The sequence below is a fragment of the Aquabacterium sp. genome (assembly GCF_036273115.1).
In the GTDB taxonomy this organism is placed as follows: domain Bacteria; phylum Pseudomonadota; class Gammaproteobacteria; order Burkholderiales; family Burkholderiaceae_C; genus Aquabacterium.
On sequence record NZ_DASUIN010000019.1, the window covers coordinates 146,732 to 161,222 of the forward strand.

Consider the following 14,491-nt stretch of genomic DNA (forward strand, 5'->3'; position numbering starts at 1 on the left):
GAATGTCAGCCAAAAATGGTCGTGGCGTCCATGCTGCTCTGGAAGGAACGCATGGCGGCCATTTGCCCGAACTCGGTTTGCGGCACCGCACTGACTTGAGGTGCGTTGCCGGGAATCCAGTTTTCCAGCAAGGCATGGAACTCTTCAATGGGGACCGGTTTAGCGATCAGATAGCCCTGAATCACATGGCAGCCGGCGCGTTCCAGCACCACCAGTTGAGCGGGCTCTTCCACGCCCTCGGCAACGGTGTCCATGCCCAGGGTGCGAGCCAGATCGATGATGGTGCGCACAATGGCGCGCGCGTCGGGCCGGCTCAAGAGTTCGCACACAAATGCCCGGTCGATCTTGAGCGTGTCGAAGGGGAACTTACGCAGATAGGCCAGTGACGAGTAACCCGTGCCGAAATCGTCCAGTGCCACGCGGACGCCACGCTTGTGCAAGGCGCGCAGGTTACGCAGGGCCACGGGCGACGCGTCCATGAACAAGGACTCGGTGATCTCGATTTCCAGGTTTTCGGGCGGCAGCTTGGCGTTGCTCAACGCTGTATCGACGTGCGCAATGAAGTCGGTGCGCAGCAGTTGCGCGGGTGAGGCATTGATCGAAATGGTCAGCCCAGGCAAGTCGCGCGCAGCGACTCGGCAGGCCTCGTGCATGACCCAGTTGCCAATGTCGGTGATCAGGCCGGCAGACTCGGCCACAGGAATGAACTCGCTGGGAGGAATTTGCCCCAACGTGGGGTGGTTCCAGCGCAGCAGCGCTTCGGCGCCACAAACGTACCAATCTTCGGTTTGAACCTTGGGCTGCCAGTACAGCGTGAACTGGTTGTTTCGCAAGGCTCGACGCAACTCATGCTCCAGCGTGAGCTTGCGGCGGTTGCGTTCGCCCAGGCTGCGGGCGAAGACTTCGGCGCGCCCTCGACCGTTGGCCTTGGCTGCCATCAAGGCCAGGTCGGCATTGGCCAGCAATTCATCCAGGTTCTCGCCATGTTCGGGAATCAGGCCCACGCCAATGCTGATGCCCATGTTCACGGTGTGCTCGCCCACCACAATCGGCTCTTTCATGCCGTCGAGCAGGTCCATGGCCACGGCCATGGCATCGCGGTCCTGTTCGATGGGGTGCAGCACAATGGCAAATTCATCACCGCCCAATCGGGCCACGGTGCGATCCCGGCAAATCTGTCTGATGCGGTGAGCCAGGGCCTGCAGAACCTGGTCGCCCACCGTGTGACCCAGGGCATCGTTGATGCCCTTGAAGTTATCCACGTCCAGGCACAGCAGCGCCCCGTGGGTGCCTCGGGTTACGGCACTGTCCAGCGCGGCAGCCAGCTGTTCGCGCAGATAGCCTCGGTTGTGTGAGCCAGTCAACACATCGAACTGGGCCATGTCCTGCAGGCGCATTTGCGCCTGGTGCTCCTGGGTGACGTCGGAGATCACACCGCGCCAGCCAAAGCAGTGTCCGCCCTCATCAAACAGGGGGCGGGCTGTGAGCGACCAGAACTGGTTTTCTCCGTCCAGCTGAATTGGTAGCAGCAGCTTCCTGAAGGGCTTGCCGGCCCGCATGGCTTGCTTCAGCGGCGTCAGGTCGGAGCAGTGCTCCTTGAACCAGTTCTGCAAAGTGGTCTGGGCCAGTTGCGCGGGGCGTTGGTTCATCAGCGCCGCGAGCTTGTGCGTCACGTGCGTGAACTGACCCGTCATGTTGATTTCCCACAGCACGTCGGCCGTCTGCTCCTCGAAGTCACGCAGCAGCAAGGACACCATCTGGCTTTGCCGTTCGGCTTCCCGCTCGGACTTCAGTCGGGCATTGGCAGCCTTGGCCGCATTCCAGACCCACACTGTCACCACCATGGCGTAGACCAGCAGCAGTCCGCCCACCACGTTGAACCAGATGTTCTGCATGCTGAGCACCGCAAACAGGCTGGGCAGGGTGATGACCCACAGGTAAGCCAGTGCCGCTTGGGGAATGGGCGACAGGATGAAGGCGCCTCCGCACATCATGCCCGGAATGATTGACGCAATCAGAACCTGTTGGCTGGCCGAGGCCTGGGGAAACAAGAGGGCCGGCATCAGGCCCCAGATGGCAGCCAGGTAGGTGGAGTTCCAGACGGCGCGCCGCATGGCGTGGGGCGATGCGGTCTTGATCTGCTTCTTGCGCCCGATCCACCAGGCGCGCATTCCCAGGCCGGCGATCACCGTGAGCGAAAACAACCAGCACAGCACGGGCAGTAGCAAAGACGTGTCCGCAAATGCAACACAGATCAGGATGCCGTTGGCGAGGTTGGCCCCAAGCGTAAAGGGGGCCAGACGGAGGATGCTGCTGAGGTGTTTCCCGCGAATTTCGGCCGACACGGGATCGAGCGCCGTGTAGACCGAGAAATTCTGTTGCCAGGCGCGTACCAGGCGGGCGAAGGGTGTAGGCATGGTGTCCGGGAGAAGGCTGCCAGACAGATTCGGCTGTTTCCTTACGAACTTGAGGGTCAGGGCGTGCCTACAATCCGACCCCATGGCGACCAAATCCAATTCTCCCTCTCAATCGAAGAACTCCCAGCCCAACGCGACGTATGGCGAAGGCTCTATCCGCGTCCTGAAAGGACTGGAGCCCGTTAAACAGCGTCCGGGTATGTACACCCGTACCGACAACCCCCTGCACATCATTCAGGAGGTCATCGACAACGCGGCCGATGAGGCCTTGGCCGGATTTGGCAAGCGCATTGCTGTCACTTTGCATTCCGATGGGTCCATCAGCGTTGAAGACGATGGTCGCGGCATTCCCTTCGGTCTCCATCCCGAAGAGCAGGTTCCCGTGGTGGAAATCGTGTTCACGCGCTTGCATGCAGGCGGCAAGTTCGACAAGGGCTCTGGCGGTGCTTACAGCTTCTCGGGCGGTTTGCACGGCGTGGGGGTCAGCGTGACCAACGCCTTGTCCACCCGCCTGCAGGTCACGGTATGCCGCGACAAGCAGGTCGCCCAGTTGGCTTTCAGTGGGGGCGACGTGATTGAGCCGGTGGCGGTGCGTCCGGCCGGCAGCGGTGACCGGAAAAATGGCACGACCGTTCGTGCCTGGCCGGATGCCAAGTATTTCGAAAGCGCTGAATTGCCCAAGGGCGAGTTGGTGCACATGCTGCGCAGCAAAGCTGTGCTCATGCCGGGCGTCACCATCACCTTGACCCACGAAAAGTCGGGCGAGACCCAAACCTGGCTCTACAAAGGTGGCCTGCGCGATTACCTGAGCCAGACCTTGGCTGCGGACCCCATCATTCCGATGTTCGAAGGCGAGCAATACGCCAGCGGCAACGAATCGGAGAACTTCGCCGAAGGCGAGGGCGCCGCTTGGTGCGTGGCCTTCACCGAAGAAGGCGCGCCCATGCGCGAAAGCTACGTCAACCTGATTCCCACGGTGGCCGGCGGCACGCATGAAGCTGGCCTGAAAGACGGTTTGTTCAATGCCGTCAAGGGCTTCATTGAATTGCACTCCTTGTTGCCCAAGGGTGTGAAACTCATGCCCGACGATGTCTTCAGCCGCGCCAGCTTTGTGCTGAGCGCCAAGGTGCTCGACCCGCAGTTCCAGGGCCAGACCAAAGAGCGCCTGAACAGCCGCGATGCCCTGCGCCTGGTCAGCACCTATGTCAAGCCCACCATGGAGTTGTGGCTGAACCAGCATGTCGAGTTCGGCAAGAAATTGGCTGAACTGGTCATCAAGCAAGCGCAAGCTCGCCAGCGTGCCGGCCAGAAGGTTGAAAAGAAGAAGAGTTCGGGCGTGGCGGTGTTGCCCGGTAAGCTGACCGACTGTGAAAGCCGTGACATCGCTTTCAACGAAGTGTTTCTGGTGGAGGGCGATTCGGCCGGTGGCAGTGCCAAGATGGGCCGCGACAAGGAAACCCAGGCCATCTTGCCTTTGCGCGGCAAGGTGCTCAATGCGTGGGAAGTCGAACGTGATCGCCTCTTTGCCAACAACGAAATCCACGACATCTCGGTGGCGATTGGGGTGGACCCCCATGGCCCGAACGATTCGCCGGACTTGAGTGGGTTGCGCTACGGCAAGATCTGCATCCTGTCTGATGCGGATGTGGACGGTTCGCACATCCAGGTGCTGCTGCTGACCCTGTTCTTCCGCCATTTCCCCAAGCTGATCGAAGCGGGCCATATCTACGTGGCACGCCCGCCGTTGTTCCGGGTCGATGCGCCGGCACGCGGCAAGAAGCCCGCAGCCAAGCTTTACGCGCTGGACGAAGGCGAGCTGACCGCCATTCTGGACAAACTGCGCAAGGAAGGCTGCCGCGAGGGCGCCTGGACCATCAGCCGCTTCAAGGGCTTGGGCGAAATGAACGCCGAGCAACTGTGGGACACCACGCTGAACCCCGATACCCGCCGTTTGTTGCCAGTCGCCTACGGCGAAACGGGGTTCGAGTCCACCGAAGGTTCTTTCAACAAGTTGATGGGCAAAGGCGAAGCCGCTGCCCGTCGCGAGTTGATGGAAATCTACGGGGATCAAGTCGAAGTCGACATCTGATCGCGGCGCACCCATGAACTCGTCTCGCCCAACCCGACCCGGCTTGCCTAGCGAGCGAGCCGAACGGTACGAGCCCGAGTCATGGGGCATTGCACCTGAGCGACCTGCCGCACCCACGGGGCCGAAGCAGGACAATCTGGCCAGCCAGGTCATTCAGGCTGATGCCACGATCGGCCGTGATGCAGGGCACAACACCTGGGAACTGCTGGTGTCATGCCTGCCTGCCGATGCCCTGGTTCAGCAGTTCGAGTTGCGTTCGCCCTTCTTCATGGTGCTGCACGACCTGCATGGCGGGGCGGGGCGGCGCATGATGATGGATCTGGCAGCCAGGTTGCGCGTGCCGGTTCAGCGGCTGGTCATTCGCCGTCAAGGCTTTGGTACCGAATTGGCCTCGCTGTATTTCATCGAGATGCGTGCCAGCAATGGACAGGTGGTTCGGCTGTATGCCAGCGAAGCCAAAGCCGATGAACTGACGCGTACGCAGCTCAGGCGGGTGTTGTTGGAACGATGCCGGCTGGGCATCATCATTGCGCCGGTGCTGTCTCAGGCCGAGCAAGATTCCTCGCTGACTGCCTTGGCTCAAACCCTGCAAGAAGGGCACACACGTGCCCGCAGGCTGGTGTTTCTGCCCTTGGTGGATGCCGCGCCGCTGGCGGCAGGTCTGGCCGGCTTTGCGCGCCGGGTGCTGGTGCCGGTGTCGATCGCGCCGGCGCACATGCGGCCGCTGGAGAATTGGCTGTTTGTGGCGGCCTGCTGGAACAAGCTTCATGCTCTGGCCGACAAGCCTTTGCAGCAGCAATGGCTGCTCGAAGCAGAGTGGCCGGAGGAGCCGGTACTGGCCAGCCCCTCTCAGCCCGGGGCTTTGCACACCCTGGTGGGTTTGAGTGAGTCGCAACTCAACACGCTCGGGCATTACGCGCGAGACATGTCCATGCTCAAGGGGGTTGAATCGGTGGCCATTTTCAATGTGGCCACCCTGCAGATGGCAGCCCGCGCCGGTCGCATGACGCCAGACGACGAGACCCTCATGAAGCAGGCGCGTAGCCTGGTGGCCTCGCTGCAGGGCTTGGGCGGCACCATGGAAACCGGCAAGGCCTTGTACGAGTGTGCTGTGCGCTACGCTCAGCATCACGTCTGGATCCGCCCCATGCGTGGCGTGGCCAACATGCTCATGATGGTGCTGGTCAACGTGGATGCACCCACTGACCCGGCTGGCCTCAAAGCCGAGGCCGATCGTCTCGATCGGCAACTGGCCGCAGTACGCTCAGCTTGATCAGGCGCGAGGGTGCCGGTTCACCTCGGTCTCGTCTTTTACCCACTGCTCGAATGGGGCGTAGATCAGGTCTAAGGGTGTGGCGTAGATGGCCGGAAGTTCATAAGGGTGCAATTCCGTCAGCGCATGTTCAACCTGGCGATACAGGTCGGCGGTGGTTTTGCAGGTCAGTTTGAACTCTTGTCCTTGCTCGACCTGGCCTTGCCATCGGTACACGCTGGTGATCGGGTGAATCTGCACGCAGGCGGCGAGTTGGCGCTCGATCAGCGTGCGGGCCATGCTCTGAGCCACAGGCTCGGAGTCGACTGTGGTACACACCAGAATGACTTGCATGGCCACCTCCCATCCAATGAAACACTAAAGCTCGTTCATATTGGACAACAACTGATGGGCTTGCTGTTCGAGTTGTTGCTGCTGCGTCTCACTCATCATGACCAGTTGCTTGTAGACAAAGCCCAGCCTCGGGTTGCCGCCCAGCCTGGCCTGGTGGCGCAGATGGAAATGCCAGTACAAGGCGTTGAATGGGCAGGCTGTTTCGCCAAGACGCTCTCTCGGGTTGTAGCGGCAGGTGCGGCACTCGTCTCCCATTCGCTGCAAGTAGGCCGCGCTGGCGGTGTAGGGTTTGGTGGCAAGCAGGCCGCCATCGGCAAACTGGCTCATGCCCAAGGTGTTGGGCAGCTCGACCCATTCGAACGCATCGATGTAGATGCCGAGATACCATCGGTGTACCGCCTGGGGTGACAAGCCTGCCAGCAAGGCAAAGTTGCCGATCACCATGAGTCGCTGAATGTGGTGTGCATAGGCGTGATCCAGCGATTGGCCGATGGCGTGTGCCATGCAGGCCATGTGCGTTTGCCCTGTCCAGAACCATTCGGGCAGATCGCGCTGGTGACCCAGTTCATTGCGGGTGTCATAGCCGGGCATCTGAGCCCAGTACACGCCCCGTACATATTCACGCCATCCCAGAATCTGGCGCACGAAACCTTCCACTGCGGCCAGCGGCGCATGGCCCTGCTCGAAAGCCTGCACGGCGGCATCGATCACCTCGCGCGGGTTCAGCATCTTGGTGTTCAGGGCAAATGACAACAGCGAGTGAAACAGGCGCCAGCCCTGGGTGGTGCGAGCGTCTTGGTAGTCGCCAAAGTGGGGTAGGGCGTGGGTCACGAACTCTGTCAGATCGTTCAGCGCCTCGGCGCGGTTCAAGGGCCACCGGAACTCAGCGGCTTGGGGCTGTCCGAAGCTTTCGATTCCGCCCGCTTGAATCGCTTGCCAGAGTTCGGCGTGGTCGTGCGGGGTTCGCCAGTCGGCCGGCAGAGCGGGGGCGCCCTTCCAAGGCTTGCGGTTGTCCTGATCGAAATTCCATTGCTCGCCCACGGGCCGGGTTGCCGATGCCATCAAGATGCGATGCTTTTTGCGCATGTGGCGATAGAAGTGCTCCATCAGCCAGGCTTTGCGGCCTGCAAACAGCCTGGCCACTTCATCGCGTTCGGTCAGGAAGTGCTCGCTTGGAACCATTGAGCACGACACGGCTCCTGTGCCGTTGAGCCTCTGGCGCCAGGCTGCCAGCAGCTGATCGACTCGGTATTCATCGGGCGCCTGATATTCCACGCGCGTGGCCTGATAGTGCGCGATCAGGGCGTCGAGGTTGTCGGTCAAAGCCTGCCGGTTGTGGGCATCGTCGATGCGCACATAGCGAACCCGGTGTCCCGCCTCTTTCAGCTGCCTGGCCAGATCGCGCATGGCTGCAAAGATGCCGATGACCTTCTGCGCATGGTGCAAGACGTAGTCAGTTTCCTGGCGCACCTCCATCAGCACGTAGACCACGTCGGGTTGAAGGGCCTGGAACCAGCTATGGGTGGGGTTGAGTTGGTCGCCCAGAATCAGGCGCAGGGTGCTCATGCGCTCGTCTTTCGTTGGTGGCGGCAGCGGTCGGAGCAGTATTTCACTTCGTCCCAGACCTTCTCCCATTTTTTACGCCAGCTAAACGGGCGGCCGCAGCACAGGCAGACCTTGCTGGGCAAATCAGACTTTTTGCGCATGCGCATTCAGTCAAACTCCAGTGTCAATTGTTGGGTCGCAGCGGGGGCCAGAGCGGCAGAAACCTGCTTTGCGTTTACGTGGGTAGAGCGTGAGCGGCCACGAGGGCATGGCCGTGCGCCGTGTTTGTCCACAATCGCCGCCTTGGCGGCCCGAACCTCGGGTTGGGCTCGCAGCGCATGCAGGCGGGCCTTCGATTCACGCAAAGCGCTGCTGAGATCAACCCGTGGCAGGGGGATGTCGGCCTCGAGGTCGCCCCCCACCCGCAAGCCCAGGCGCGATTGCAGATCGGGTGGCATTCGCCAGGGCTCCCACAACCAAGTGTCCGGCACGCGCCGCATGGCGGGCAGCCAACGGCGAACGAACACGCCTTTCGGATCTTGGTCCTGAGCCTGCTTGATCGGGTTGTACACCCGAGTGGTGTTGATGCCCGTGGTGCCAGCTTGCATCTGCATCTGACTCCAGTGAATGCCGGGTTCGTAGTCCAGGAAATGTCGAGCCAGCCACAGCCCCACCGGACGCCAATGCAACCACAGGGGGTAGGCTGCCGCGGATACCAGCATGGCTCGCATGCGGAAGTTCAGCCAGCCGGTTTCCTTCAACATGGCCACACAGGCGTCAACCAGGGGCCAGCCGGTACGCCCTAGGGTCAAGGCCTCGAAGTGGTGGGCATTCCAATCCGCCTCGCGCAGCCCGTCATAGCCTCTGTGCAAGTTACGCCATTCCAGCTCGGGTTCGCTTTCCAGTTTCTGGATGAAGTGGCAGTGCCAGTACAGTCGGCTGGTGAAAGCCGTGAGGCCCTTTCGCCGACGTTCTTCTCCCTGGGTGGCCGGCTCAGAGAGCTCCTTCAGCTGCGCCCGAGTCGCTTGCACCACTTGCCGCATGCTCACATTCCCCCAAGCCAGGTAGGGTGACAGGCGTGAACAGGCATGGCTGGCACTGAGTGGCGACGAAATGCCGCCCCGATAGTGGGCGCTGCGGTCGGCCAGAAAGTCGGCCAGCACCATCAGGCCCAAGGTTTCGCCGCCCCGCTGGCGTTGAGGTGGATTCAATTCCGCAATGCCGAGGTCTACCGCGCCAGGTGGGGCTGGCTCTTGCCAGGGCAGGGGCTGAGGGCGCAAGGGCGGCAGAGTCCAGGTCTGGGCAGACATGTGGGCTTCCCAGGCGGCTTGCCAGGTGTCTCGGTTGGCCAGGCGTCGCACCACCCCGAATTGCGCATATTCGTGCCAGGCCACTCCCTGCGCGCGGCACCAACGCCCGACCGCCCGGTCGCGCTGGTAGGTCAGGTCATTGCCGGTTTCTTCATGGGCGTACAGCCCTTCGAAGGGGGCGAGGTGGTGCAGGCGGGCCAACACATCGACCACTTCTCCAGTGACCACATGGAGCGTGACGCCCTCACGCCGCAACTGGCGGTACAGATCGCGCAGGCTTTCCAGCACGAACTCGTAATGCTGCGAAGCAACGTCTTCCTGACGCCAGTAGCTTGGCTCGATGATGTAGACGCATAGCACCGGGCGTTGTCTGGCGGCATGGCACAGCGCCGCGTGGTCGTGCACGCGCAAATCTCGCTTGAACCAGACAACGTTGTAGGACATGGCTGGCAAGCATAGGAATTCCGGAGGTTCCGGGTGCGCAGGGGGCCGATTAACCCATCCCGCTCAAGGGATTGTCAGGGGGCGGCGGTGCCCAGTTTCACCCAATCGTCTTTCAGCCAGCCCACGGTGGTGACCTGGGTGATGGGGTGGGTGTAACTGACTTGCGCCCAACCCGCGATGCGAGCGAGGATGCTGACCTTGTCCCCTCGCACGATGAACTTGCCGATGTAGCAAGACAGGCTTGGGGCACTGTGTAGCGCACTGCGGCCGGGCTTGGTGATCCGGCCTGTGCCGGTGCTGTCTTTGGAGGCGCCGCCAGGGGGCTTGGCGTCGCAGATTGCGTCGGGGGCGGCGGGCCGTTTGCTGGCAGTGCCCGCAGCGGGGGGATTCGATTCCAGCTCCCGCAACGCCGCCAGCATGGTCGGTTCGTTGCGCTTCATGCTGCAGGCCAGATCAATTCGTTCGTGCATCGACACGTCCACCTGGTCCGCGCGCTCGACCTGCCATTGGCTTCCATGTTTGCGGAACAACACCCGCTTGAGTTGGAGATGGCCGTCGGTGATGACTGGGGCGCCATGTGCGTCAGCCCGTACGCCGCAGGCATAGGCCTGCGAGCCATCGACCCAGACTCGGTTCATGGCCAGCCGCGCGTCCGATGGCACGCCTTTCACCGGGGTCGAGCGGGCTTGCGACACCATGGCGATCCGCATGGGGTCATCGGCTTTGAGCTGGCGGGCTTCGCAGGCGACGTGACCGGCCCCAAGCAGGCCGATCATCAACGTGATGAGCAGTCGTGACATGCGAGTCAGGCGGAGCGTCAGGCTACGCATCCAGAGTCATGGAGACTCCAAGATAGCGAAATCCGGACAAAGCAAAGGCCCGAACAAAGGGGCAAACCACCCCAGTCCTGCCCTTCAGGTTCGCCGAACGCGGAGGGGGGCCAAGGCCGACCGGTCTGATGCGACTAAACTGCGGCCTGCGATTTTGTGCACGTTCCCAGCCCACGATGTCCCAACAAACCATCGATTTCTCTGCTCCCGCCTCGTCCGAAGGTGGTGACTCCCTGACTTTGGCCCAGTACGCCGAGCGCGCCTACCTTGAATACGCTCTGAGTGTGGTCAAGGGCCGAGCCCTGCCCGACGTGTGTGACGGCCAGAAGCCGGTTCAGCGCCGCATCCTGTATGCAATGGACCGGATGGGGTTGAGCTTCTCGGGCAGCAATGCCGGCGCGAAGCCGGTCAAGAGTGCGCGGGTGGTGGGTGACGTGCTGGGCCGCTACCACCCCCACGGGGACACGGCAGCCTACGACGCCATGGTGCGCATGGCGCAAGATTTTTCCCTGCGCTACCCGCTGATCGACGGGCAGGGCAACTTCGGCTCGCGCGATGGCGACGGTGCTGCCGCGATGCGGTACACCGAAGCCCGACTGGCCCCGATCGCTCGCCTGCTGCTCGACGAAATCGACATGGGCACCGTCGATTTCATTCCCAATTACGACGGTTCGACCGAAGAGCCCAAGCAGTTGCCGGCGCGTTTGCCGTTCGTGCTGCTCAATGGCGCCAGCGGCATTGCAGTGGGCTTGGCTACCGAAATTCCAAGCCACAATCTGCGCGAGGTGGCCACGGCCACCGTGGCCTTGATCAAGAACAACGCCTTGCCTGACGCTGAGCTGTTCGAGATGCTGCAAGGTCCGGACTTTCCCGGCGGCGGCCAGATCATCTCCAGCCCGCAAGACATTCAAGACGCCTACCGCACAGGCCGCGGCAGCCTGAAGGTCCGTGCCCGCTGGAAGATCGAGGACCTGGCACGTGGCCAGTGGCAATTGGTCGTGACCGAGCTGCCTCCCGGCACCAGCGCGGCCAAGGTGCTGGAGGAAATCGAAGAGCTGACCAACCCCAAGGTCAAGGCTGGCAAGAAGGCCCTGACGGCGGAACAGACCCAGCTCAAGACCACAGTGCTGTCGGTGTTGGATACGGTGCGTGACGAGTCGAGCAAAGACGCGCCCGTGCGCCTGGTGTTCGAGCCCAAGAGCCGCACGGTCGAACAGCAAGAGTTGATCACCACACTGCTGGCGCACACCAGCCTGGAGTGCTCGGCCTCGGTCAACCTCACCATGGTCGGCGCCGACGGCAAGCCCACGCAAAAGAGCTTGCGCCAGATCCTGACGGAGTGGATCGGTTTCCGCATGGAGACCGTGACCCGCCGTACCCAGCACCGCCTCAACAAGGTGCTCGACCGTATCCACATCCTGGAAGGTCGTCAGCTGGTCTTGCTGAATATCGACGAGGTCATCGCCATCATTCGCAACAGCGACGAGCCCAAGGCCGCGCTGATCGAGCGATTCAAGCTCAGCGAGCGTCAGGCGGAAGACATCCTGGAAATCCGCTTGCGTCAATTGGCGCGACTGGAAGCCATCAAGATCGAGCAGGAACTGGCCGAGCTGCGCGAAGAGCAAGCCAAGCTGGAAGACATCCTGGGCAACCCCGCCACGCTCAAGCGCACGGTGATCAAAGAAATCGAAGCCGACGCCAAGCAATATGGCGACGAGCGACGCACCCTGATCCAGGCCGAAAAGCGTGCAGTGGCCGAAGTGAAGGTGATCGATGAGCCCGTCACCGTGGTCATCAGCCTGAAGGGCTGGGTGCGTGCCCGTACCGGTCATGGCCATGATCCGGCAGGCTTTGCCTTCAAGGCGGGCGATGGCCTGTATGGCACCTTCGAGTGTCGTACGGTCGACCCCATGATCGTGGTGGGCAACAACGGTCGCGTCTACAGCGTGCCGGTCAGTGCCTTACCGGGCGCGCGAGGCGATGGAGCCCCCATCACCACCATGATCGACCTCGAATCGGGTACACAGCCGCAGCACTACCTGGCGGGCAACGTGGATCAGACCGTGTTGTTTGCGAACTCCGGTGGCTTTGGTTTGCTGGCCAAGCTGGGTGACTTGATCACACGCCAGAAGGCGGGCAAGTCGTTCTTGTCTCTGGACGAGGGCGATGTGATCTTGCCGCCCGTGCTGGTGCAGGCCGACCACAACCAAGTGGCGTGTCTGGCCAAGGGCGGTCGATTGCTGGTGTTCGGGCTGGATGAGCTGAAACTGCAGCCCAATGGGGGCCGCGGCTTGACCCTGATGGATGTGGACGCCAAGACCGATCCGCTGATCTCGGTGGCCAGCGTGGTCCATGGCGTTCGGGTCATCGGGACCACCCGTGGCGCCAAGCCCAAGGAAGACGATATCCGCAACTCAGCCTATGTGGCGCACATTGGCAAACGGGCACGCAAGGGCAAGCCCGTGGATGCCTTCCAGTCGGTGATTCGCGTGGTGCCGGTGCCCAAGGCCGAGTAAGGCAGGGCGCCTCTGGCCTGTCAGTGAAAAATCGCGGCCAGGGCTTTGAACTGGCGGCCCTGCTCAGGGCCGGTGATGCTGATCAAGGTTTGCTCAGGTGAGTCGACCTTGAATCCGGCCTGCTGCAACGCCGTGATCAACTCCTCCGGTTTCTGATGTGCCAAAGGCGCAATCTGGCTGATGGGCGCCTGGACCACGGCCTGACTGGCGCGGCGCGCCGGGTTGCCGCCTTTGCCTTCCTCCTCTTCCTGGAGGAAGAACGAGGCGACCAGAATCGCCACAAAGACCCCGATGATGCCCAGTGCGGCAGGTTTGCTCAGGTACCGCTTGAACGAACTCAGGTTGGCGGTCACATGGGTGGCGACCCCGGCCACCAAGGCCCAGCCCAGCCATTCATGCACTTCCTTGTTCAGCCCTGTGTCCAGGTGAAAGAACATCAAGATGCCGGTGGAGGCCATCAAGGTGAACGACCCGATGGTCAGGGGCGTGGCCCAGTCGCGAGAAATGTTCATGGTTTTGCGTGTGCGTGAAGGAGGCAACCTGTTCAGTCTGCCTCTTGTTGAGCGCCGAATCGTTGAGGGGTATCAAGCGTGAGAACCGTTAAACGGCCACAGGTGGCGGTGGCGCAGCTTCTCCCTTTGTGACATTCGGACGCACTTTTCCGGATCACTGCTGATTGTCTCTGCCGGGGCGGGCCCTTAGGCTGGCGGCCCGAAGGTTGGGTCTTTGCAGGCCCCCTTATTAGATATTCAGGAGTGATGCATGACAAGCGTGGCCCAACGGAAGCTATCGCTGGATGACTATCGTCTTTTCTACCAGCGCAATGGCTATGTGGTGTTGCCTGGCCAGATCAGTGCCCCGCTGATCGATGCCTTCTTGGCCTATTTCAAGCGCGACATCAAGTCCTCCAGGGCGAAGTTCTTTCGGCAACGCAGTGGCACTTACGAGCGCAACCGGTTCAACGAACACGGCCATGTGGCGCAGAGCTTTCTGGATGTGCATCACTACAAACGACATCCGGATTTTCGCCAGGCGGCCCTGGATATTCTGTTTTCGCCTGCTTTGCAGCAGGGTTTGGCACAGACCAGTGGCCACGGGCGGCATCACCTCATGCGCAGCATGTTGTTTGACGCCAATCCTGCCACCGGGCCTCATCAGGATTGGTGGCATCTCGACTCGGTACCTCATGGTCACTTGATGGGCGTGTGTCTGGCGCTGGAAGACATCCGGGAGGAGGCGGGTCGCTTCTATGTTTTGCCGGGCAGCCACAACGTCAAACTGCATGACTCTGGCATGACCCATGTGGCCTGGTTGGCGAAGATGCAGGCGTTTCTGGATCGCAACCGCGACATGGTGCATGCGCCTGCCCTGAGAAAAGGGGACGTGCTGATCTGGAACTCGCGCACCATTCATGGGTCACTGGAAGCCACCGATTCGCGCTTTTCTCGCAAAACCCTGACTGCACATTTCCTGCCCTCCACCATGACCTTTGGCAACCTGTTCACCGCCAAGCCATGGGTGCAGTACGAGCAATATGGCGAGTACCGCTACATTGCGAACCAGCCGGAGCATTCCTTCAAGGCGGAGCTCGTGTCCCGGCTGAAGAGGGTCTTTTCGGATCACCCGAAGCTGATGCAACTGATGCGGCCGTTTCAGAGCAAATCCGTAGCCGACGCGTGATGGGTGTCGGTTAACCTTGATCGATGTGCCCGGGGGGCGGGCGCGCTTTCAAGG

The 14,491-nt window shown here is 61.6% G+C and carries 11 protein-coding genes; 4 read left to right on the forward strand and 7 right to left on the reverse strand.

From position 1 onward, the window contains the following. Window positions 1-5: 5 nt before the first annotated feature. On the reverse strand, window positions 6-2,417 hold the full coding sequence (locus VFW72_RS07640) for a putative bifunctional diguanylate cyclase/phosphodiesterase (RefSeq protein WP_329673688.1): 2,412 nt from the start codon (window positions 2,415-2,417) through the stop codon (window positions 6-8). Window positions 2,418-2,499: 82 nt separating this feature from the next. Here VFW72_RS07640 and VFW72_RS07645 point away from each other — a divergent pair, with 82 nt between their 5' ends. Both VFW72_RS07645 and VFW72_RS07650 read left to right on the forward strand, forming a co-directional pair. Continuing rightward, window positions 2,500-4,506: a DNA topoisomerase IV subunit B gene (locus VFW72_RS07645; RefSeq protein ID WP_329673689.1), complete on the forward strand. Its 2,007-nt coding sequence runs from the start codon at window positions 2,500-2,502 to the stop codon at window positions 4,504-4,506. 13 nt (window positions 4,507-4,519) lie between these two features. Next, the gene (locus VFW72_RS07650; RefSeq protein ID WP_329673690.1) at window positions 4,520-5,779 is read left to right on the forward strand and encodes a hypothetical protein; all 1,260 of its coding nucleotides are present in this window, start codon (window positions 4,520-4,522) and stop codon (window positions 5,777-5,779) included. On the opposite strand, the gene cutA is transcribed toward VFW72_RS07650, so the two are convergent. The 5 genes from cutA to VFW72_RS07675 all read right to left on the reverse strand — a co-directional run bounded on the left by cutA (window position 5,780) and on the right by VFW72_RS07675 (window position 10,211). Beyond that, on the reverse strand, window positions 5,780-6,112 hold the full coding sequence (cutA, locus tag VFW72_RS07655) for a divalent-cation tolerance protein CutA (protein ID WP_329673691.1): 333 nt from the start codon (window positions 6,110-6,112) through the stop codon (window positions 5,780-5,782). A 24-nt stretch (window positions 6,113-6,136) separates the two neighbouring features. Continuing rightward, window positions 6,137-7,678 carry a cryptochrome/photolyase family protein gene (locus VFW72_RS07660; RefSeq protein ID WP_329673692.1) on the reverse strand — a complete coding sequence of 514 codons (1,542 nt, stop codon included), beginning with the start codon at window positions 7,676-7,678 and terminating at the stop codon, window positions 6,137-6,139. After that, window positions 7,675-7,824: a DUF2256 domain-containing protein gene (locus VFW72_RS07665; RefSeq protein WP_329673693.1), complete on the reverse strand. Its 150-nt coding sequence runs from the start codon at window positions 7,822-7,824 to the stop codon at window positions 7,675-7,677. The genes VFW72_RS07660 and VFW72_RS07665 overlap by 4 nt, the downstream gene beginning before the upstream one ends. Beyond that, a complete protein-coding gene (locus tag VFW72_RS07670) occupies window positions 7,825-9,411 on the reverse strand; it encodes a cryptochrome/deoxyribodipyrimidine photo-lyase family protein (RefSeq protein ID WP_329673694.1) in 1,587 nt (528 codons plus the stop codon). Window positions 9,412-9,485: 74 nt separating this feature from the next. Continuing rightward, complete coding sequence (locus VFW72_RS07675) at window positions 9,486-10,211, reverse strand: hypothetical protein (protein WP_329673695.1); 726 nt, start codon at window positions 10,209-10,211, stop codon at window positions 9,486-9,488. Between the two features lie 206 nt (window positions 10,212-10,417). Here VFW72_RS07675 and parC point away from each other — a divergent pair, with 206 nt between their 5' ends. After that, window positions 10,418-12,757: a DNA topoisomerase IV subunit A gene (gene parC, locus VFW72_RS07680; RefSeq protein ID WP_329673696.1), complete on the forward strand. Its 2,340-nt coding sequence runs from the start codon at window positions 10,418-10,420 to the stop codon at window positions 12,755-12,757. A gap of 20 nt (window positions 12,758-12,777) precedes the next feature. On the opposite strand, the gene VFW72_RS07685 is transcribed toward parC, so the two are convergent. Then, on the reverse strand, window positions 12,778-13,269 hold the full coding sequence (locus VFW72_RS07685; RefSeq protein ID WP_329673697.1) for a DUF4405 domain-containing protein: 492 nt from the start codon (window positions 13,267-13,269) through the stop codon (window positions 12,778-12,780). Between the two features lie 250 nt (window positions 13,270-13,519). Between VFW72_RS07685 and VFW72_RS07690 the strand changes: the two genes are divergently transcribed. Next, window positions 13,520-14,437: a phytanoyl-CoA dioxygenase family protein gene (locus tag VFW72_RS07690; protein WP_329673698.1), complete on the forward strand. Its 918-nt coding sequence runs from the start codon at window positions 13,520-13,522 to the stop codon at window positions 14,435-14,437. Window positions 14,438-14,491 lie beyond the last annotated feature (54 nt).

What these genes read in the sequence shown, in the direction of transcription:
- VFW72_RS07640 (WP_329673688.1), bottom strand. Translation starts at nt 2,417, where the DNA reads ATGCCTACACCCTTCGCCCGCCTGGTACGCGCCTGGCAACAGAATTTC.
- VFW72_RS07645 (WP_329673689.1), top strand. Translation starts at nt 2,500, where the DNA reads ATGGCGACCAAATCCAATTCTCCCTCTCAATCGAAGAACTCCCAGCCC.
- VFW72_RS07650 (WP_329673690.1), top strand. Translation starts at nt 4,520, where the DNA reads ATGAACTCGTCTCGCCCAACCCGACCCGGCTTGCCTAGCGAGCGAGCC.
- cutA (WP_329673691.1), bottom strand. Translation starts at nt 6,112, where the DNA reads ATGCAAGTCATTCTGGTGTGTACCACAGTCGACTCCGAGCCTGTGGCT.
- VFW72_RS07660 (WP_329673692.1), bottom strand. Translation starts at nt 7,678, where the DNA reads ATGAGCACCCTGCGCCTGATTCTGGGCGACCAACTCAACCCCACCCAT.
- VFW72_RS07665 (WP_329673693.1), bottom strand. Translation starts at nt 7,824, where the DNA reads ATGCGCATGCGCAAAAAGTCTGATTTGCCCAGCAAGGTCTGCCTGTGC.
- VFW72_RS07670 (WP_329673694.1), bottom strand. Translation starts at nt 9,411, where the DNA reads ATGTCCTACAACGTTGTCTGGTTCAAGCGAGATTTGCGCGTGCACGAC.
- VFW72_RS07675 (WP_329673695.1), bottom strand. Translation starts at nt 10,211, where the DNA reads ATGTCACGACTGCTCATCACGTTGATGATCGGCCTGCTTGGGGCCGGT.
- parC (WP_329673696.1), top strand. Translation starts at nt 10,418, where the DNA reads ATGTCCCAACAAACCATCGATTTCTCTGCTCCCGCCTCGTCCGAAGGT.
- VFW72_RS07685 (WP_329673697.1), bottom strand. Translation starts at nt 13,269, where the DNA reads ATGAACATTTCTCGCGACTGGGCCACGCCCCTGACCATCGGGTCGTTC.
- VFW72_RS07690 (WP_329673698.1), top strand. Translation starts at nt 13,520, where the DNA reads ATGACAAGCGTGGCCCAACGGAAGCTATCGCTGGATGACTATCGTCTT.